The sequence below is a fragment of the Kosakonia sp. 1610 genome (assembly GCF_050435845.1).
GTDB classification, from domain to species: Bacteria; Pseudomonadota; Gammaproteobacteria; order Enterobacterales; family Enterobacteriaceae; genus Kosakonia; species Kosakonia cowanii.
Genome location: NZ_JBNDKZ010000001.1, coordinates 170,761 through 189,371, shown reverse-complemented (window position 1 = coordinate 189,371; position 18,611 = coordinate 170,761). Strand labels below are relative to the sequence as shown.

The following is an 18,611-nucleotide window of genomic DNA, read 5'->3' as shown; positions in this document are numbered from 1 at the left end:
AAACGCCAGCACGGAGGCTGGCGTTTTCTCTTTTGATACTGAGGCTTATGCGCGCTTCGGTGTCCGCCGCAGTAGTTTGAAGGCGGCAAACAGGAACACAATCCATACCGGCAGCAAAATGGCCGACAGGCGCATATCGTCGATAGAGTACATCAGGCCGAGAATAAACAGCATAAAGCCGATGCAGAGGTAGTTGCCCGCCGGAAAGAGCAGCGCTTTGAACTGCGGATCGCGCCCTTTGCGGCGCATCGCGGCGCGAAACTTCAGGTGCGCCAGCGAAATCATGATCCAGTTCAGCAGCAGAGTGGCGACCACTAACGCCATCAGCATCGCAAAAGCTTTCTGCGGCAGCAGATAGTTCACCAGCACCACCAGCGAGGTAATCGCGCCGGAGAGGATCAGCGAGTTGACCGGTACGCCGCGACGGCTGACGCGCGTTAAAAACGCGGGCGCATTGCCCTGCACCGACAGGCCAAACAGCATCCGGCTGTTGGAGTAAACGCCGCTGTTATAGACCGACAGTGAAGCCACCAGAATGACAAAGTTGAGTGCTGAAGCAACTAAATTGCTGTCAAGTTCATGGAAGATCATCACAAACGGGCTGCTGTTGGCCTGCACGTCAATCCACGGGTAGAGCGCCAGCAGCACCACCAGCGAACCGATGTAGAAGAGCAGAATACGGTAAACCACCTGGTTAACCGCTTTTGGAATGGTGGTGTGCGGCTCGCTCGCTTCCGCGGCGGTGATACCAATCAGCTCAAGACCGCCGAACGAGAACATAATCACGGCCAGCGACAGCACCAGCCCATGCCAGCCGGTGGCGAAAAAGCCGTTGTACTGCCAGAGATTATTAATACTGGCGCGCTCGCCGCCGTGGCCAGTGAACAGCATCCAGATGCCAAAGCCAATCATGCCGATAATTGCCAGCACTTTGATCAGCGCAAACCAGAATTCGGTTTCGCCATACAGGCGCACATTGACGAGGTTAACGGCGTTGATGATAACGAAGAAGGTGGCGGCCCAGACCCAGGTCGGAATATCGGGGAACCAGTACTGCATATAGATCCCGGCGGCGGTCAGTTCCGCCATGCCGACCAGCACAAACATTGCCCAGTAGTTCCAGCCGGAGAGGAAGCCCGCAAATGGCCCCCAATACTTAAAGGCGAAGTGGGAAAACGAACCTGAGACCGGCTCTTCAACCACCATTTCACCGAGCTGGCGCATAATCAAAAAGGCGATAATGCCGGCGATAGCGTAGCCGAGTAACACCGCAGGCCCGGCCATCTGAATTGCCGGACCGATGCCGAGAAACAGCCCGGTGCCAATCGCGCCGCCAAGGGCAATAAGCTGAATATGACGGTTCTTTAATCCCCGTTGTAGCGTCGGCGCTGCCTCCGACGCGGTCCCGGTCATGTTCCCCACGACCTGTGACGCGTTTTTCACGTCCTTCCCCTTTGTGGTTTCATTTAAAGGGGCACCTTTTAACATCTCCGCCAGGGGCTGGCAAGAAATGGTACCGGCAGCGGGGAGCCTGTACTAACCGACTCCCCGCTCCAGTCAGGCCTGCAGACGGAACTGCTGTACGCTCTGCGCCAGCTGCTCTGCCTGATCTTCCAGCGACGTTGCGGCGGCAGCCATCTCCTGCACCAGCGAGGCGTTCTGCTGCGTTACGCCATCCATTTCGTTGACCGCAATGGTCACCTGGCCGATGCCTTTGGCTTGCTCATCGGAGGCGCTGACAATCTCATTGATGATGGACTGCACCGAGTTCACCGCCTGGGTCATCTCCTGCATGGTTTTACCGGCATCGTTCACCAGTTGCACCCCGGTTTCCACCCGTTTACCGGACTCTTCGATCAGCGCGCCAATCTCTTTCACCGCATCGGCGCTGCGGCTTGCCAGATTACGCACTTCCGAGGCGACCACGGCAAAGCCACGCCCCTGCTCTCCGGCACGTGCCGCTTCCACCGCGGCGTTCAGCGCCAGAATATTGGTCTGGAAGGCAATACTGTTGATAATGGCGGTGATATCGCCGATCTTCTTCGCACTATCGTCAATCTGCGACATGGTTTGAACCACCTGGCCCACCAGCGCTTCGCCGCGGCTGGCAATCTGCGTGGCATTGGCGGTCAACGCGGTGGCATGGTGCGCATTGTCGGCGTTGTGTTTAACCGTGGCGCTGAACTGCTCCATACTGGCGGCGGTCTGCTCCAGCGCGGCGGCCTGCTGTTCGGTACGGGACGAAAGGTTGATGTTGCCGCTGACAATCTCGCCAGCGCCCTGGCGCACAGAACTGCTCGCCTCCTGGATCTGACCCACCATCTGGCGCAGTTGGTCCTGCATGGTGTGCAGCGCATAGAAGAGGCTGCTGCGATCGCCCTCTTTCACCACAATAACGTTATCGAGTTTGCCTTCGGCGACCGCCAGCGCAATGCTCGCCCCTTCCAGCGGCTCGCCGCCAATCGGTTTCAGCACTTTACGGCTAAAGAGCACTCCCAACAGCGCGCTGACCAGCAGGATGCTGATAACGCCAAGGATCACGGCATTAAGCAGCTGACGGTTAGCGGCGGCCATCACCTGGCTGACCGGGGCGACAATGCCCAGATACCAGTTATCGGTGCTGTTACCGATGGTGATGGGCTGCCAGGTCACCAGCGCTTTTTCGCCAAGGATCGGATCATCCTGCTCCACCACACTGGTGGTAAAGCCTTCGGTATTGCCAGGGTAGGGTTTGCTGGTCAGTTTTTTATCCGGATAGGAGATCACTTTCCCCGAGGTGGAGAGCAGCATCGCATAGCCGCCACCTTCCCACGGTTTGATCTGGTTCACTTTCTGTTGCAGTGAAGCCAGGGAAATGTCGGAGGTGACCACCGCGTTGAGTTTGCCGTCATTAATGATTGGCGCGGCGACCGAGGTTAACAGCGTCGGGACGCCGTTATAGGCATAGCTGTAGGGTTCGATCAGCGTATCTTTTTGCGTGCGTTGCGGCACGAGGTAGTAGTCGCCCTGCCCCGGCGTCAAGATCGAGAGCAACGGATGCATGGCGTATTTCCCGGCGGGATCGCGATCGGCAAACACCGCATAGCGCCCTTTGGGAGCCTGATCCGGTTTACCGGCAAACTCCGCGTCGCGACCATCGAAGGCGTTCTCTTCAAAAATCACCGACACGGAGAGGTAGTCCGGGTTATCGCGCACCGCATACTCAATTAACTTATTCGCTACGTTACGATCGGTGATCCCGGCCTGCGGCAGCGCGGCCAGGCTGTGGCCGAGGTTATGCGCCACATCGCGCGCATAGTTAAGCTGTTGCTGAATATTGAGCGCCTCACTACGGGCGATTTTTTGCAGATATTGTTCGGCGAGCGCTTTTTGCTGATTGCTGGACTGCCAGCTCAGTACCCCGATAGTGACCGCAAAACCGAGGGTGATGGTGATGGCGCCCGTCAGCAGCATTTGCGCGCGGGTGCTCATTTTTTTATTCACGAATTGTCTGGCCATTACGGCTCTCCTGGAGTCAGCCTTATGTCGTCAATGTTCCTTGCAGCATGCACTCCCTGTAGCAATGCTATCGGCGATTATTTTTTGATCTTTAATTGTTAAAAATGGGCAGACGGGAGAGGGAAACACGCCCTTTCCGCCAGCAAGGCAGCAGGCTAGCGCGGCGCTATATGTAGCGGCAGTTAACTTAACGGGCAGTGATGCTTAATACGGAGTTTTCGACTACGTGAGGGGCAATAACTTTATTTACATAATGTGATAACGGAAACTGCCCCGGTGGAGAAACCGGGGCGAGAGGGTCAGCCGCGATCGTCTTTCGGGCCGAGGAAATAGAAGCCAAACGGCAGCGAGCCGATGATGGTGAACATCAGGCTGTAAATCGCCACCCATGCGCCCTGCATGATAAACATTGAGGTGGTCCAGGAGGACATCGGCAGATTGTATTGATCCTCAACGCCTTCGAAGGTCACTTTTGACACCACGCTTACGGCAATCAGGAAGACCACCAGCACCGCGCAGAGAAATTTTTTCCCGTCGCGGGTTCGTAGTTTTTCCAGCATCTCACTCTCCTTTTATGTGGATTTTCTGTGCCGCGAGTGTAACCGATCTGCTGTTTAAATGTTGTGATTGAGCAAATAAAAGGCAGCATGCCGGATAAGCTGAGCGCGCTCCGGCCTGCTGCCATTGGCGATTAAAAATCGTAGCTCATTGACACTTTCAACTCACGGCCACCGCCCTGATAGATATAGGTGCCGTTATCTTCAACGCTTGCCCAGTAGTTCTTGTTGGTGACGTTATCCAGCCCGACGCGCCATACCATCTCGTTGCGATCGGCATTCAAGCGCATGCGGTAACGCGCACCGAGATCGAGGGTGGTGTAACTGTCCAGCTTTTTGCTGTTCGCCGCATTGGCGTACTGGGATCCGGTGTGATTGACTCGCGCCGTTGCCGTCAGCCCCTCAACCGCAGCGATGTCATACTCCGCGCCCAGCACCGAGTAGAAGCTCGCCACGCCAACCGGTTTATTGCCCTGATTGATGCCATCCTGAGTTTTGGTCATCTCCGCGTCGATCCAGGTTGCGCTGCCGTTCAGGCGCAGGCCGAGCGTCGGCTCGCCAAATACACTCAGCTCAACGCCGCGGTTGCGCTGCTCGCCGCTCAGCTCATAGATATTGGTGCTGCTGTTCTGAATAGCCGACGGTTTCTTAATTTCAAACAGCGACAGCGTACCGCCAATACGGCCAAAGTCCGTTTTCACCCCCACTTCATTCTGTTTCGAGTGGGCGATGCCGGTGGTTTGATACTGGTTCGCCGCCCCTTCTGGCGCGGTGCTGCCCGGTTGCAGTGCTTCGGTATGGTTGGCATAAAGCGAAACGACTTCCCACGGTTTGTAGACCACGCCGTAGGTCGGCATCCAGCGATCTTCAATAAAGCGCGCATTGCGGTTCTCGTCACCGGTGGCATTGTTGTAACTGTGAACCCACACTTTCTGGTAACGCGCGCCTGCGGTGAACAGCAGCGTGTCGTCAAGCACGCCCAGCGTATCGCTCAGCAGCCAGCCCTGGGTGCGGTTGCGCCCGGTGGTTAACGGATCGCTGTAGTTGCCGCCGGTCAGGCTGTAATCCGGCATCGGCACCGCGCTGTTGTTATAGATATTGACCAGCGGATTCTTCGACGACATGCGCCAGGCGACTTTGTCCTGCTTGATGCTGGCGGAGTAACCGACGTTGACTTTGTGCGACACCGGGCCGGTATCGAAGTTGCCGCGCAGGCCCGCCATGCCGCTCCAGCTATCGCTGATGCGATTGGTGTCGAGGCGGCCAATCGTCGCATCGCCCGCAGCGTTAATCACTTTCGGCCCGCCATAGACGCCTTGCTCATGAGAGTGCTGGCCGCCAAAAGCGGCGTAGGCCGTCCAGATATCGGTGAGATCATACTCGGCGCGGGCGAGGCCAAACTCGTTTTCGATATCACTCCACGCCCACTTCTGGCTGGTGTTTTTGCTGTTACCCGGCACGGCGGGCACGAAATCGATGTTGCTGATATTGACCCCCATCGAACCGCCGTGGAAGGTCTTCTTCTGGTAGCCAACATCAAGGGAGCTGCGCAGGCGCTCGCCGCGATAATCGAGGCCAACGGAGGCAACGGTGGTGCGGCGCTTATCATCTTCAACCGTGGTTTCACCCTCGCGGTGCAGCAGGTTAACGCGCACCCCGACCTGGTTGTTATCGCCATAACGCCGCCCGACATCCAGCGAGCCGCCGAGTTGCGAGCGTGAGGAGTAATCGACGCCGAGGCGCGTCAGGGGCGTATCTTCAGCGTGTTTCGGCTCCAGATTAATCATGCCGCCGACGCCAGAGGTGGCCGCGCCGTTCATTAACGCATTCGCCCCTTTAAAGATCTCGATGCGATCGAGCATCTGCGTATCGACCACCTGACGCGGCACAATGCCCGCCAGGCCGCCCATCAGCATATCGTCGCCATCAAGTTTAAAACCACGAATGCGGTAGGTTTCCGCCATATTGCCGTAGCCCTGGCTGACCTGCACCCCGGCATCATTGCGCACCACATCGGCGATAGTCTTCGCCTGCTGATCCTGCACCAGCTTCGAGGTAAAGCCGATCACGTTAAACGGCACATCCATCGCCTTCTGTTCGCCCAACATGCCAAGCCGCCCACCGTAGGCCACCTGGCCATCAAGATAGGCTGGCACCAGCGCGTCGCCGCCGGGTTTAAAATCGCTGCCGCTGGTGGACTGGACAATCAGCGTCTCCTCTTTCGTTCCGCTGGCGGGTGTTGCTGCCTGTACGGCATGCGTCGCCGCGCCAATCGCGAGCGCAAGCAAGCTCTTGCGCAAAGGTGACCAGGTATGTTTGCTGTTATTCATCATCGACTCATATCGAAGTGGAGAAAAAGGCCCGCATTCAGGCCGGATGGTTAAGGGCATCAGCCAGAAGGCTGGTCGCCATTGCCTCTCCCCGCCTGCCTTTTCGCGTTAGTTGACTGTGTGCGTGGGCGGGTAATATCCCGGTTGTGATGGCGTACTGCGCCGCGGCAACGCCATCAAACACCAAAGAGAATGAGAACTATACTCATTAACCTTAATGAGGCAAGCATAATTGACTCTATTCACCTGCATCGATCGCGTTGATAACAGAGAGTGCAATCTCGTACAAAATAGAGGGTTGACCACGAAGATGATAAAGATTATCTTTCGCATTACCGAATAGTTGAGTGTCTAACTCAGGTATTCGGTACGACATTGCTCACATTGCTTCCAGTATTTTTTGCCCGCCGTTTGTGCGGGCTTTTTTTTGCTTCTTTTTCGCCCCTCTTCCCTCCCGCTGCGCCGGGCATAATTAGCGATTCCCTTCCATACTCAAACAAACATTTGCGTAAGGAATGGTTATGCCTTTGCCCGATTTTCATGTCTCTGAGCCCTTTACCCTCGGCGTTGAGCTGGAGTTGCAGGTGGTTAACCCACCGGGCTATGACTTAAGCCAGGACTCATCCCGGCTGATCGACACCCTTCAGCACCGCGTCAGCGCCGGTGAGGTTAAGCACGACATCACCGAAAGCATGCTGGAGATCGCCACCGGCGTCTGTCGCGATATCCGCCAAGTCGCGCATCAATTTTCGGCGATGCACCACGCCATTTTGCAGGCCGCAGGCGAGCACCACGTGCAGATTTGCGGCGGCGGCACCCACCCGTTTCAGAAGTGGCAGCGGCAACAGATCTGCGCGGATGAGCGCTATGCCCGCACGCTGGAGATGTTCGGCTACCTGATGCAGCAGGCAACGGTGTTTGGTCAGCATGTCCATGTCGGCTGTACCAATGGTGATGATGCCATCTATCTGCTGCACGGCCTGTCGCGCTTTGTTCCGCACTTTATCGCCCTGAGCGCCAGCTCGCCCTATATTCAGGGCACCGATACGCAGTTTGCCTCCTCGCGGCTCAATATTTTCTCCTCCTTCCCGGATAACGGCCCAATGCCGTGGGTGGCGAACTGGCAGGAGTTTGAAGGGCTGTTTCGCCGCTTAAGCTACACCTCGATGATCGAGAGCATTAAGGATCTGCACTGGGATATTCGCCCGAGCCCCGGTTTCGGTACCGTTGAAGTGCGGGTGATGGATACGCCACTGACTATTACCCACGCCGTCAGCCTGGCGGGCTTTATTCAGGCGCTGTCGCACTGGCTGCTGGCTGAGCGTCCGTTTAAATTCCAGGAGCGGGACTACCTGCTATATAAATTCAACCGTTTTCAGGCCTGCCGCTTCGGCCTGAAGGGGGTAATAACCGATGTGCATACCGGCGAACAGCGCACCATTGCTGATGATGTATCGCATCTGCTGGAGAAGATCGCGCCGTGGGCCGACAAACTTAATGCCAGCAGCGCGCTGGATGACATTGCCGTCTGCGTTAAACGCGGCAAAAGCGAAGCGCAGCTGATGCGGGAATTTATTGCCGATGGCGGATCGTTAATTGGCCTGATGAAAAAGCACACTGAAATTTGGGCCGCCGGATAATCCATACCTTATTTAAGGTTATTTTTTGCCGTGGGGATATTTTGCCTGCGGCAAACTCTTTTTCCTTTGTTTAACAGAGAGATTTCTTAAATAACTAATACTTATGGAGTAGCGATATTTCCTGAGAATTGATAAATATCAACAACCCCTGCATTAAAGTAAAGGCCGCGCGTAATCACTCCGATAACAAATATATACACGCGAACAAGAGGCCTATTTATGAAGTGGATTTACCGTATCTCGATGAAGTCAAAACTGCTATTAGCTCTGCTGCCTCTGTTGTTTGCGCTTATCTGGCTTGCCGCCAGCGGCATCATGTCACGCGTTGAGACCGGCCAGCAGATGCATACCATCATTTCATTAACAACGCTGGCGAAAGAGGCCGGGAGCGTTATTCATGAATTGCAAAAAGAGCGCGGTTTAAGTGCAGGTTATATCGGCAGTAAAGGCCAGCAATTCAATAATGAGTTATCCACGCAATATCCCGTCTCGACAAAAGCGCTGACACAATTAACCGCACTGCTTGACCAATTCCCGGAACAGGACGCGAATAGCGATATTCGCCAGGCGCTGGCGCAATTTCGCCAGCATCAACAGGGTATTATTGGTTTTCGCGATCAGGTGCGCGCATTAAGCGTCAACGGCTCCGATTCGCTGGTGTGGTACAGCACCATTATTAATGACCTGCTGAATGTGGTCGGTGGTATTAGCCAGTTAACGGATAACGGCGAGATTGTTAACCAGCTGGCGGCCTACTACAGCGTGCTGAATGCCAAAGAGCAGAGCGGTATTGAGCGCGCGCTGCTGTCGAACGTCTTCTCCGCTGACCGCTTTACCGAGGCGCAATTCCGCCAGCTTAATGAAGTGGTGGGTAAACAGGCCTCATGGCTTGCGGCAACCCACGCGTTTAGCTCCGCAGAGGTGAACGCGAAAATGAACGCGCAGCTTAACTCTCCAGAAGCCCTTAAAGCCCTCTCTTTACGCCAGACCGCTATCGATCACGCCGCAACCGGCGGCTTTGGCGTCGCACCCGCCGACTGGTTTAACGCCCAGACCGCGCGCATTAACACGCTAAAAGCCGTTGAAAATGCCGCGTCTAATCACCTGCTTATGACCGCGCAGAAACTGGCCGATGAAGCCTGGCGCGAAGTAACGCTGTTCGCGGTGATAAGCGTGATTGCACTGGTTATCGCCCTCTTCTTTGCCGTGCTGGTCGCCAGCAGCATTCACCGCCAGTTGCAGCACTCACTGGCAACCATCGAAGGGATGGATGGCGATCTCACTCAGCGGCTGGATGTGCCGGGCAGCGACGAGCTCTCTCTGCTTAACCGCGCCTATAACCAGGCGATCGAGAATATTCAGCATATCGTCAGCGAGATCAAACATGGCGCCGGCGTGCTGCGCGGCGCCAGCTCCGAGATCGCCAGCGGCAACCAGGATCTGGCCTCCCGCACCGATCAACAGGCGGCCTCGCTGGTGGAAACCGCCGCCAGCATGGAGCAGATCGCCACTGCGGTAAACATGACGGCGGACAATGCTAATGAAGCAAAACGACTGACGCAGGAGATGGAGAAACAGGTGCAGGAAGCGAGCCGCGTGGCGGGTGAAACCAGCAACAGCATGTCGGCTATCCGTTACTCCAGTGAACAGATCTCCAATATTGTCAGCTCGATTGATGAGATCTCGTTTCAGACCAACCTGCTGGCGCTGAATGCCGCGGTGGAAGCGGCACGCGCCGGTGAGCTGGGCAAAGGCTTTGCGGTGGTGGCATCAGAGGTGCGTAACCTGTCACAGCGCTGCGCCAACGAGGCACAGCAGATCCGCGAACTGGTGAGTAAAAATATGGATCAGATCCAGCAAGGCGTGGCGCTGGCGCAGGCATCCGATCGCGCGCTGCATGCGGCTCGCGAGAATACCGGCCAGATGCTGTCGTTTGTCAGCGATATCGCCCACGCGGCCAATGAGCAGTCGCTCGGCGTCTCGCAGGTGCATGAAGCGCTCAATCAGCTGGAGCAAGTCACGCAGCAAAACGCCGGTCTGGTGGCGAGTGCGGCCAGCGCCAGCCAGCTGCTGGATCAACAATCTGAAACCATGTCAGAGCTGGTTGGCCGCTTCGTGGTCGCCTGAGTGAAGGTCGGGGAACGTTGCGCTCAGGCCAGCTTTCCCCGACAATGCGTTTTTTCATCAATGATTAACGCTTATGAAACATCCCCTCGAAACGATGGTCACGCTTGCGGGCATCCTGCTGCTCTCTTTTGTCTCTGTGCTGCTGCTACCTGCGCCGCAGCTGGGTATGCAGCTGGCGCAAACGCTGATGCAAACCTTCCATCTGCTGGATTTAAACCAGTTTTATACCCTGCTCTACTGCCTCTGGTTTTTGCTGCTCGGCACCATCGAATTCTATGTTTTACGCTTTATCTGGCGGCGCTGGCTGGCGGTTTAACGCCGCGTGGCTCTCTGGCTCATTCTAATTTTTTGAATGTTAACGGCAAATTGTTGGACTTTTCTTTATTGCATCCCAGGCCTATGCTTTTTCGAGGCAGCATATTGATGCAATGAATGATCAACCGGTTATAAATTTGCTTCGGGCGCTTTTTCCGCCGTTTGCTGATGACAGCACAGCGGAGGTGCAGATAACTTCAGGAGGAATCATGTCAGATAATTTTCTCGCTTTAGCTACACAACGTAGAACGATCTATGCTCTCGGCAAAAACCTGCCGCTGGCAGAAGATGAGGTGATTGACCTTATTAAAGAAGCGATTCGCCAGGCACCGTCGGCGTTCAACTCGCAAAGTTCACGTGCGCTGATCCTGCTGGGTAAAGAGCATGAGCAGTTCTGGGAACTGACTCGCGCGCAGCTGAAGAAAATCGTGCCGGAAGAGAATTTCCACGGTACTTCGCAAAAATTAGATGGTTTTGCGGCAGCAGCAGGTTCGGTGCTGTTCTTTGAAGATCAGGAAGTGGTGACCCGCTTACAGGAGCAGTTCGCCGCGTATGCCGATAACTTCCCGGTGTGGTCTGAACACAGTACCGGTATCGCCCAGTATGCTGTCTGGGTTGCGCTGGCAGAGAAAGGCATTGGCGCTAACCTGCAGCACTACAACCCGCTGGTGGATGAAGATGTACAGCGTACCTGGAATATTCCGGCGAGCTGGAAACTGCGCGCTCATATGAACTTCGGTTCAATTATGGCTCCGGCAGGCGAAAAAACGTATATGGACGACGATAAACGCTTTGTGGTTGCGCGTTAAGCTGCGCACTGGCGTGTGTCTGAACAATTAAAAAAGCCGCCTTTTCAGGCGGCTTTTTTTTGGCTTACTGCTGGCTTTCACGCTCAGCGATAAAGCCCAGCGCTTTATTGATGCGCTCAATGCTGCGGGTCTTACCAATCGCGTGAACGGTAACATCCAGACCCGGCGACTGACCGGCACCGGTCACTGCCACGCGCAACGGCATGCCAACTTTACCCATGCCCACTTCCAGCTCATCAGCGGTGGCCTGAATGGCGTGATGGACGTTTTCAGCACTCCAGTCGGTAATGGCGGCGAGTTTGTCGCGAACCACTTCCAGCGGCTGACGCGCAACCGGACGCAGGTGCTTTTTCGCCGCATCAGCGTCGAATTCCGCAAACTCTTCATAGAAGTAACGGCAGCTTGCCGCCATCTCTTTCAGCGTTTTGCAGCGCTCGCCCAGCAGCGTAACCAGCTCCGCCAGCTGCGGACCGGTGCGGGTATCAATATTTTCCTGCTCAATGTGCCACTGCAGATGGGTAGCAACATACTCCGGCGCCAGGGTGTTGATGTAATGATGGTTCAGCCACAGCAGTTTGTCGGTATTAAACGCACTGGCGGATTTGCTTACCGCGCCCAGCGAGAAGAGTTTGATCATCTCTTCGCGGCTGAAGATCTCCTGATCGCCGCTGGACCAGCCCAGACGCACCAGGTAGTTAAGCAGCGCTTCCGGCAGGTAACCATCATCACGATACTGCATCACGCTCACCGCGCCGTGGCGCTTGGAGAGTTTTTTACCGTCGTCGCCGTTGATCATTGAAACGTGCGCGTAAACCGGCACCGGCGCATTCAGCGCTTTCAGGATGTTGATCTGGCGCGGGGTGTTGTTGATGTGGTCTTCACCGCGGATTACGTGGGTGATCTCCATATCCCAGTCATCGACGACAACGCAGAAGTTGTAGGTCGGGGAGCCATCGGTACGGCGAATGATCAGATCGTCGAGTTCCATGTTGCTGAATTCGATCGGACCGCGGATCTGATCGTCAAAAATTACCGACCCTTCTTGCGGGTTGGCAAAACGCACCACACACGGCTCATCAGCAGCATGGTGAGTATGGTCATGGCGGCAACGGCCGTCGTAACGCGGTTTTTCGTTATTTGCCATCTGCGTTTCGCGCAGCTGCTCAAGGCGCTCTTTGGAGCAGTAGCATTTATAGGCGGTGCCCGCTTCCAGCATTTCATCAATCACCGCGTTATAGCGGTCGAAGCGTTTGGTCTGGAAGTACGGGCCTTCATCCCACTCGAGGCTCAGCCAGTTCATGCCATCCATAATGGCTTCGATTGCTTCCGGAGTGGAACGCTCGAGATCGGTGTCTTCGATGCGCAGCACAAACTCACCGCCTTGATTGCGGGCAAACAGCCAGGAGTAGAGAGCAGTGCGCGCGCCGCCAACGTGCAAATAGCCGGTGGGGCTTGGCGCGAAGCGAGTTTTGATTTTCATGAATTGGCCTTACGTTGATAGCGATGCCGACCGTCGGCAATACCTAATAGAAAAGTGGGCGATATTCTATCACTGTGGGCTGATTCCTCAATGTTGTTACCGAAATGGCGCAGCAAACGGGCTATTTTGTTTATAAATCATGCGCTCGCGATCGATTCATCAGCGGTTTGTCTAATTTTACGACGAACGAACAATTTCTTTTGAAAATGCGTTGACTCATTTTCAACTCTCCCTATAATGCGACTCCACACAGCGGGGGTGATTAGCTCAGCTGGGAGAGCACCTCCCTTACAAGGAGGGGGTCGGCGGTTCGATCCCGTCATCACCCACCACAAATTTTGTGGTTCCCGCAGTGTAGATAAGAATGAGAAGTGGGTGATTAGCTCAGCTGGGAGAGCACCTCCCTTACAAGGAGGGGGTCGGCGGTTCGATCCCGTCATCACCCACCACTTTCTCGCCAGCGAATTCTTATCATTGAAGTACCGAAGTGGGTGATTAGCTCAGCTGGGAGAGCACCTCCCTTACAAGGAGGGGGTCGGCGGTTCGATCCCGTCATCACCCACCACTTCGGGTCGTTAGCTCAGTTGGTAGAGCAGTTGACTTTTAATCAATTGGTCGCAGGTTCGAATCCTGCACGACCCACCAATGTAAAAAAGCGCCCTAAAGGCGCTTTTTTGCTATCTGCCGGTTTCAAAGATTCGACAAAATTGTAGGGAACAATTTTGAACAACGCGAAGCGTTGGCCCGTAGGGTGAGTCTCAGGATGAGACGAATATACCTGCGGCAGGTTCGGGTCGAACGAAGTGAGACAACGGAGCCGCTTGCGGCGACGGCCCGAAGGGCGAGCGAAGCGAGTCATCCTGCACGACCCACCAATGTAAAAAAGCGCCCTAAAGGCGCTTTTTTGCTATCTGCGATTTGAAAATTCCGTGCGCTCTTCTTGCCGGATGGCGGCTACGCCTTATCCGGCCTACAACTTCGATTTGAAAATTCCGTGCCCTCTTCTTGCCGGATGGCGGCTATGCCTTATCCGGCCTACAACAGATCTCCGTACCCGGTTTTCCAGGACTGCTAAGCGCAGCGCCAGCAGGCAGTTTGCCGGGCAAATGCTTTCGACTGACACATCATCACACGCTTCTTATTTAAGTCCGCCACAATTGAGCCGATAACTCTCTTTTAAGGCAAAAAAGGAGTTTGTAATGACCACCATTTCGGCAGCAACCCCCTCTGTTCAGGGCGGCAGCACCAGCGGTTCATCTTCCGCTGGTAGCGACACCGCATCTCAAATCAGCCGCGTGACGCAGCAGATCGCCAAACTTACCCAGCAGTTAAAAGATATCCCTAATGGCGAAGGGACGACTGAAGAGAAAAAGAAACAGCAAGAGCAGATTCAGCAACAGATCCAGTTGCTGCAGGCACAGCTACAACAGTTAATGCGCAAGCAGGCTGAAGAAGCTGAGCAGAAGCAGACGCAAAACCATCCGAAAACCCCGACGCAGGGTAAAATTGAAGGCGTGAATAACCCTTCAGTCGATCATCAGGTTGATATCTACATCTGAGTAAAGAGCGGATCGTTCTCCCGGGCCCGGTTTAAACACCGGGCCTCTTCCCGCACCACATCCCATAACGCCTGCGCCGCGCCGGAAAGCGATCGGTTTTTGCGCCGTACCAGCATAATTTTGCGCTGCATATCCGGCACCAGCCGTTTCACCATCAGCTGGCTACCCTGCGGGAGTGGCAATGCCAGCGCGGGCAGAATGCTGATGCCAATCCCCGCTTCCACCATCGGAAAAAGCGTCGCCGGATGACCAATCTCCTGCACAATCTTTGCCCGCACCGCAAAATGGTGTAGCGCGGCATCGATCAGCGGACGGCTGCCGGAGGCGTAATCCTGCACCACCAGCCGGGCACCATCCAGCGCTGACCACGGCACGGCATCAAGCGGCGCCCAGGAGTGATCGTTGCGGCACAGCAGGAAAAAGGGCTCGGCGAGGATCTCCTCGATCTCCAGATCGCTGGCCGGGCCGGGATCGATCACAATGCCAAAATCGACTTCACCCTGGCGAATACTCTCCAGCACCCACTGTTGCGGGCGGTCATGCAGCACAAAATCGATCTCCGGGTAGCGCTGATTGCTGCTGGCGATACAGTGCGGAATGAGATGCGCAGAGATAGTCTGGCTGGCGGCAACGCGCACGGTTCCGGTTAACTGCTGCCCTACCCTCCCCGCTTCGCGCAGCGTGCTGCTAAGCTCATCTAACAGCCGCTCCAGCCGCCCGGCCAGCTGCTGGCCCGCTTCGGTCAGCACCACTTCCCGGGTAGTGCGATCCAGCAGCTTGACGCCGGTCTGCCGCTCCAGCTCTTTTACGCTGTGGCTGACCGCCGACTGGCTGAGGCCGATCATCTCCCCGGCGCGGCTGAAACTCTTCGCCTGGGCGACGGTGACAAAGACACGTAATTGACGGAGTGAATAATTCATCTGATAAATTCATGAATGGATGCAATAAATCAATTTTATTTCTCAAAGCAGACAAAGCACAATAGCGCCATCGACTTTCAGGAGTGCACATGAAACTTTTTCGTATCCTTGATCCCTTTACCCTGACGCTGGTGTGCGTCGTTCTGCTGGCCTCTTTCTTCCCGGCGCGCGGTGGTTTTGTCCCCTTTTTCGAAGGGCTGACTACCGCCGCGATTGCGCTGCTCTTTTTTATGCATGGCGCCAAGCTTTCCCGTGAGGCGATTATTGCGGGCGGCAGCCACTGGCGTTTACACCTGTGGGTGATGTGCAGCACCTTCGTGCTCTTCCCGGCGCTCGGCGTGCTGTTTGTCTGGTGGTCGCCGGTCAATATCAGCCAGGAGCTTTATACCGGTTTCCTCTATCTCTGCATTCTGCCTGCCACGGTGCAGTCGGCTATCGCCTTTACCTCACTGGCAGGCGGTAACGTCGCGGCGGCGGTCTGCTCGGCATCGGCATCGAGCCTGCTGGGGATCTTCCTGTCGCCGCTGTTAGTTGGCCTGCTGATGAACCTCCATGGTGCGCAGGGTAGCCTTGAGCAGGTCGGCAAAATCATGCTGCAACTGCTGCTGCCATTTGTGCTCGGTCACCTGTCACGCCCGTGGACCGCAGGTTTCGTCACCAAACATAAAAAGTGGATCTCCAAAACCGACCAGACCTCGATTCTGCTAGTGGTTTACTCCGCCTTTAGCGAAGCGGTGGTGAACGGCATCTGGCACAAAGTGGGCCTCGGCTCGCTGATGTTTATCGTGGCGGCGAGCATCGTCCTGCTGGCGATTGTGATTGCGATAAATATTCTGGTGGCGCGCAAATGCGGCTTCAATAAAGCGGATGAGATTACGATTGTCTTCTGCGGATCGAAAAAGAGCCTCGCCAACGGCATACCAATGGCCAATATTCTCTTCCCGACGTCGGTGATCGGTATGATGGTGCTGCCGCTGATGATTTTCCACCAGATCCAGCTGATGGTGTGCGCCGTGCTGGCCCGCCGTTACAAACGTAAGGCGGAGCAGCACGCCGCGCAGGAAGCGGCGAAAGCTTAAGGCCGCTTGAGGGGCTGAACCAGATGGCTCAGCCCCTCGGTTTTAATCACTAAGGTGATTTGCATTAACTCGCCAAGCCGCCCGGCGGGAAACTGATCCTTACGGGCGAACCAGAGCAGATACTCCTCCGGCAGATCAATCAGCCGACGCCCCTGGTATTTGCCAAAAGGCATCACCATGTTGGCGATCTCTATCAGCTGCTCCTTCTCCATTCAGGCTCCCAGCAAGCGAATCATTTCATCTTCATCGATAACCGCAATGCCCAGCTCCTGCGCTTTCGCCAGCTTCGATCCTGCGGCTTCACCGGCAATCACCAGATCAGTCTTCTTCGATACGCTGCCCGCCACTTTCGCCCCCAGCGCCGTTAAGCGCTCTTTGGCATCGTCGCGCGAAAGCTGGCTCAGGCTACCGGTTAACACCACGGTTTTACCGGCAAACGGGCTGTCGATCTCCTCGGCGTTAACCACCAGCGGCGCGGGCCAGTGAATGCCCACTTCTTCCGTCAGCTGGCGAATCACGTCGCGGTTGCTCTCTTCACTGAAGAAGTTATGCACGTGTTTTGCCACCACCACGCCGACGTCCGGCACTTTTTGCAGCTCGTCAACCGAGGCTGCTATCAATGCATCCAGCGTGCCGAAATAGGCCGCCAGCCCTGCCGCCGTCGCTTCGCCCACTTCGCGAATGCCGAGCGCATAGAGGAAACGGGCAAAGGTGGTCTCTTTCGCTTTTTCCAGCGCGTTGACCACGTTTTGTGCCGACTTCGGCCCCATCCGATCGAGACCGGTCAGCTTACCGGCAGTCAGACGGAAGAGATCCGCGGGCGTGTGGACATACTCCTTCTCAACCAGCTGGTCGATAATCTTATCGCCCATGCCATCCACATCCATCGCGCGGCGCGAGACGAAATGCTTAAGCGACTCTTTGCGCTGCGCCCCGCAGATGAGGCCACCGGTACAGCGGGCAACGGCTTCGCCTTCCACACGCTCGACATCAGAGCCGCACACCGGGCAGTGCGCCGGGAAGGTCACTTCCCGCGTCTCTTCCGGGCGTTCGGAGAGCACCACATTCACCACCTGCGGGATCACATCTCCGGCGCGGCGAATCACCACTTTGTCACCGATACGCAGGCCAAGACGGTCAATCTCATCGGCATTATGCAGGGTGGCGTTACTGACCAGCACCCCGGCAACGTGTACCGGCTCAAGGCGTGCGACAGGGGTAATCGCCCCGGTACGGCCCACCTGGAACTCGACATCGCGCACAAACGTCAGTTGCTCCTGCGCCGGGAATTTGAACGCTACCGCCCAGCGCGGCGCACGCGCCACAAAGCCGAGCTGCGCTTGCAGATCGAGGGAGTCGACTTTGATTACCACGCCGTCAATATCAAACCCGAGCGTCGGGCGGTCTTCCTCAACTTTATGGTAGAACGCCAGCACCTCTTCCGGCGTGCCGCACAAGCGGATGCGATCGCTGACCGGTAATCCCCACGCTTTAAACTGCTGTAAACGCGCCAGGTGGCTGTTAGGCAGCTCGCCGCCTTCGAGGATGCCAATGCCGTAGCAGAAGAAGGTGAGCGGACGCTTCGCGGTGATACGTGGATCGAGCTGGCGCAGTGAACCGGCGGCGGCGTTACGCGGGTTAGCAAACACTTTTCCGCCGGTGCGGCGCGCCTCTTCATTGATCTTTTCAAAGCCGGATTGCGGCAGGAAAACTTCGCCGCGCACTTCCAGGCGCGCCGGAATATTCTTCCCGCGCAGTTTCAGCGGAATGGCACGGATGGTGCGCACGTTGGAGGTGATATCTTCCCCGGTGGTGCCATCGCCGCGCGTGGCGGCGCGCATCAGCACGCCATTTTCATACAGCAAGCTGACCGCCAGACCGTCGAGCTTCAGCTCGCAGCAGTAGATCAGCGCGTCGCTGCTCTTTAAGCGGTCTTGTACGCGTTTATTGAACGCCAGAAAGCTCTCTTCATCGAAGACGTTATCGAGCGACAGCATCGGCACTTCATGGCGTACCTGCGTAAAGGCGGTGAGCGGCGCGGCGCCAACGCGCTGGGTCGGCGAATCGGGCGTAATCAGATCTGGATGCTGCGCTTCCAGCTCGCGCAGTTCGCGCATCAGGCGATCGTACTCGGCATCCGGGATCTCCGGCGCGTCCATAACGTGATAAAGATGTTCATGATGGCGAAGGGTAGTTCGCAGTTCTGTCAGTTGTTGTTCAATTGATTCCATATCGCACCATCAATGTAAAAAACCCCCGACGGGCGGGGGTTCTGGAAGGGAATGTGTCGTGACGCG

General features: G+C 56.1%; 14 protein-coding genes, 4 tRNA genes and 1 other RNA gene. 11 read left to right on the top strand and 8 right to left on the bottom strand.

Annotation, left to right across the window (positions count from 1 at the left end; all coding sequences use genetic code 11):
- Window positions 1-45 precede the first annotated feature (45 nt).
- The 4 genes from pheP to ABIC80_RS00845 form a co-directional block, all read right to left on the bottom strand.
- Entirely contained in the window at window positions 46-1,443 is a 1,398-nt protein-coding gene (gene pheP, locus ABIC80_RS00860; RefSeq protein WP_094421445.1) for a phenylalanine transporter, read from the bottom strand.
- A 114-nt stretch (window positions 1,444-1,557) separates the two neighbouring features.
- A complete protein-coding gene (locus ABIC80_RS00855) occupies window positions 1,558-3,498 on the bottom strand; it encodes a methyl-accepting chemotaxis protein (RefSeq protein WP_429175001.1) in 1,941 nt (646 codons plus the stop codon).
- A gap of 299 nt (window positions 3,499-3,797) precedes the next feature.
- On the bottom strand, window positions 3,798-4,058 hold the full coding sequence (locus tag ABIC80_RS00850) for a DUF2534 family protein (RefSeq protein WP_023479829.1): 261 nt from the start codon (window positions 4,056-4,058) through the stop codon (window positions 3,798-3,800).
- A 131-nt stretch (window positions 4,059-4,189) separates the two neighbouring features.
- The gene (locus ABIC80_RS00845) at window positions 4,190-6,388 is read right to left on the bottom strand and encodes a TonB-dependent receptor (protein ID WP_429174998.1); all 2,199 of its coding nucleotides are present in this window, start codon (window positions 6,386-6,388) and stop codon (window positions 4,190-4,192) included.
- 518 nt (window positions 6,389-6,906) lie between these two features.
- On the opposite strand from ABIC80_RS00845, the gene ABIC80_RS00840 reads away from it, so the two are divergent.
- From ABIC80_RS00840 to ABIC80_RS00825, 4 genes are all read left to right on the top strand, one after another.
- On the top strand, window positions 6,907-8,025 hold the full coding sequence (locus ABIC80_RS00840; RefSeq protein ID WP_429174995.1) for a YbdK family carboxylate-amine ligase: 1,119 nt from the start codon (window positions 6,907-6,909) through the stop codon (window positions 8,023-8,025).
- Window positions 8,026-8,244: 219 nt separating this feature from the next.
- Window positions 8,245-10,152: a methyl-accepting chemotaxis protein gene (locus ABIC80_RS00835; protein ID WP_312604696.1), complete on the top strand. Its 1,908-nt coding sequence runs from the start codon at window positions 8,245-8,247 to the stop codon at window positions 10,150-10,152.
- A gap of 73 nt (window positions 10,153-10,225) precedes the next feature.
- Window positions 10,226-10,468: a DUF1158 family protein gene (locus tag ABIC80_RS00830; protein ID WP_023479876.1), complete on the top strand. Its 243-nt coding sequence runs from the start codon at window positions 10,226-10,228 to the stop codon at window positions 10,466-10,468.
- A gap of 208 nt (window positions 10,469-10,676) precedes the next feature.
- Window positions 10,677-11,276 carry a nitroreductase family protein gene (locus ABIC80_RS00825; RefSeq protein ID WP_076770240.1) on the top strand — a complete coding sequence of 200 codons (600 nt, stop codon included), beginning with the start codon at window positions 10,677-10,679 and terminating at the stop codon, window positions 11,274-11,276.
- 64 nt (window positions 11,277-11,340) lie between these two features.
- Here ABIC80_RS00825 and gltX read toward each other — a convergent pair whose 3' ends face one another.
- Entirely contained in the window at window positions 11,341-12,756 is a 1,416-nt protein-coding gene (gltX, locus tag ABIC80_RS00820) for a glutamate--tRNA ligase (protein WP_094421455.1), read from the bottom strand.
- Between the two features lie 256 nt (window positions 12,757-13,012).
- On the opposite strand from gltX, the gene ABIC80_RS00815 reads away from it, so the two are divergent.
- The 6 genes from ABIC80_RS00815 to ABIC80_RS00790 all read left to right on the top strand — a co-directional run bounded on the left by ABIC80_RS00815 (window position 13,013) and on the right by ABIC80_RS00790 (window position 14,315).
- Window positions 13,013-13,088, top strand: a tRNA-Val gene (locus ABIC80_RS00815).
- A gap of 41 nt (window positions 13,089-13,129) precedes the next feature.
- Window positions 13,130-13,205: transfer RNA gene (locus tag ABIC80_RS00810), tRNA-Val, on the top strand.
- Window positions 13,206-13,245: 40 nt separating this feature from the next.
- Window positions 13,246-13,321 (top strand) — tRNA-Val (locus ABIC80_RS00805).
- Window positions 13,322-13,325: 4 nt separating this feature from the next.
- A tRNA-Lys gene (locus ABIC80_RS00800) sits at window positions 13,326-13,401 on the top strand.
- Between the two features lie 94 nt (window positions 13,402-13,495).
- A non-coding RNA gene (locus ABIC80_RS00795) (RtT sRNA) lies at window positions 13,496-13,631 on the top strand.
- Between the two features lie 324 nt (window positions 13,632-13,955).
- Window positions 13,956-14,315 carry a FlxA-like family protein gene (locus ABIC80_RS00790; RefSeq protein ID WP_094421457.1) on the top strand — a complete coding sequence of 120 codons (360 nt, stop codon included), beginning with the start codon at window positions 13,956-13,958 and terminating at the stop codon, window positions 14,313-14,315.
- Here the strand turns inward: ABIC80_RS00790 and ABIC80_RS00785 are convergent.
- Window positions 14,306-15,235: a LysR family transcriptional regulator gene (locus ABIC80_RS00785; protein ID WP_042713861.1), complete on the bottom strand. Its 930-nt coding sequence runs from the start codon at window positions 15,233-15,235 to the stop codon at window positions 14,306-14,308. The two genes, ABIC80_RS00790 and ABIC80_RS00785, sit on opposite strands and share 10 nt — an antisense overlap.
- An 89-nt stretch (window positions 15,236-15,324) precedes the next feature.
- Between ABIC80_RS00785 and ABIC80_RS00780 the strand changes: the two genes are divergently transcribed.
- On the top strand, window positions 15,325-16,314 hold the full coding sequence (locus ABIC80_RS00780) for a bile acid:sodium symporter family protein (protein ID WP_023478970.1): 990 nt from the start codon (window positions 15,325-15,327) through the stop codon (window positions 16,312-16,314).
- Here the strand turns inward: ABIC80_RS00780 and ABIC80_RS00775 are convergent.
- Complete coding sequence (locus tag ABIC80_RS00775) at window positions 16,311-16,526, bottom strand: DUF3820 family protein (RefSeq protein WP_023478979.1); 216 nt, start codon at window positions 16,524-16,526, stop codon at window positions 16,311-16,313. The genes ABIC80_RS00780 and ABIC80_RS00775 overlap by 4 nt on opposite strands.
- Window positions 16,527-18,545, bottom strand: coding sequence for an NAD-dependent DNA ligase LigA (ligA, locus tag ABIC80_RS00770; protein ID WP_429174993.1), 2,019 nt, complete (start codon window positions 18,543-18,545; stop codon window positions 16,527-16,529).
- Window positions 18,546-18,611 lie beyond the last annotated feature (66 nt).

What these genes read in the sequence shown, in the direction of transcription:
- ABIC80_RS00855 (WP_429175001.1), bottom strand. Translation starts at nt 3,498, where the DNA reads ATGGCCAGACAATTCGTGAATAAAAAAATGAGCACCCGCGCGCAAATG.
- ABIC80_RS00850 (WP_023479829.1), bottom strand. Translation starts at nt 4,058, where the DNA reads ATGCTGGAAAAACTACGAACCCGCGACGGGAAAAAATTTCTCTGCGCG.
- ABIC80_RS00845 (WP_429174998.1), bottom strand. Translation starts at nt 6,388, where the DNA reads ATGATGAATAACAGCAAACATACCTGGTCACCTTTGCGCAAGAGCTTG.
- ABIC80_RS00840 (WP_429174995.1), top strand. Translation starts at nt 6,907, where the DNA reads ATGCCTTTGCCCGATTTTCATGTCTCTGAGCCCTTTACCCTCGGCGTT.
- ABIC80_RS00835 (WP_312604696.1), top strand. Translation starts at nt 8,245, where the DNA reads ATGAAGTGGATTTACCGTATCTCGATGAAGTCAAAACTGCTATTAGCT.
- ABIC80_RS00830 (WP_023479876.1), top strand. Translation starts at nt 10,226, where the DNA reads ATGAAACATCCCCTCGAAACGATGGTCACGCTTGCGGGCATCCTGCTG.
- ABIC80_RS00825 (WP_076770240.1), top strand. Translation starts at nt 10,677, where the DNA reads ATGTCAGATAATTTTCTCGCTTTAGCTACACAACGTAGAACGATCTAT.
- gltX (WP_094421455.1), bottom strand. Translation starts at nt 12,756, where the DNA reads ATGAAAATCAAAACTCGCTTCGCGCCAAGCCCCACCGGCTATTTGCAC.
- ABIC80_RS00790 (WP_094421457.1), top strand. Translation starts at nt 13,956, where the DNA reads ATGACCACCATTTCGGCAGCAACCCCCTCTGTTCAGGGCGGCAGCACC.
- ABIC80_RS00785 (WP_042713861.1), bottom strand. Translation starts at nt 15,235, where the DNA reads ATGAATTATTCACTCCGTCAATTACGTGTCTTTGTCACCGTCGCCCAG.
- ABIC80_RS00780 (WP_023478970.1), top strand. Translation starts at nt 15,325, where the DNA reads ATGAAACTTTTTCGTATCCTTGATCCCTTTACCCTGACGCTGGTGTGC.
- ABIC80_RS00775 (WP_023478979.1), bottom strand. Translation starts at nt 16,526, where the DNA reads ATGGAGAAGGAGCAGCTGATAGAGATCGCCAACATGGTGATGCCTTTT.
- ligA (WP_429174993.1), bottom strand. Translation starts at nt 18,545, where the DNA reads ATGGAATCAATTGAACAACAACTGACAGAACTGCGAACTACCCTTCGC.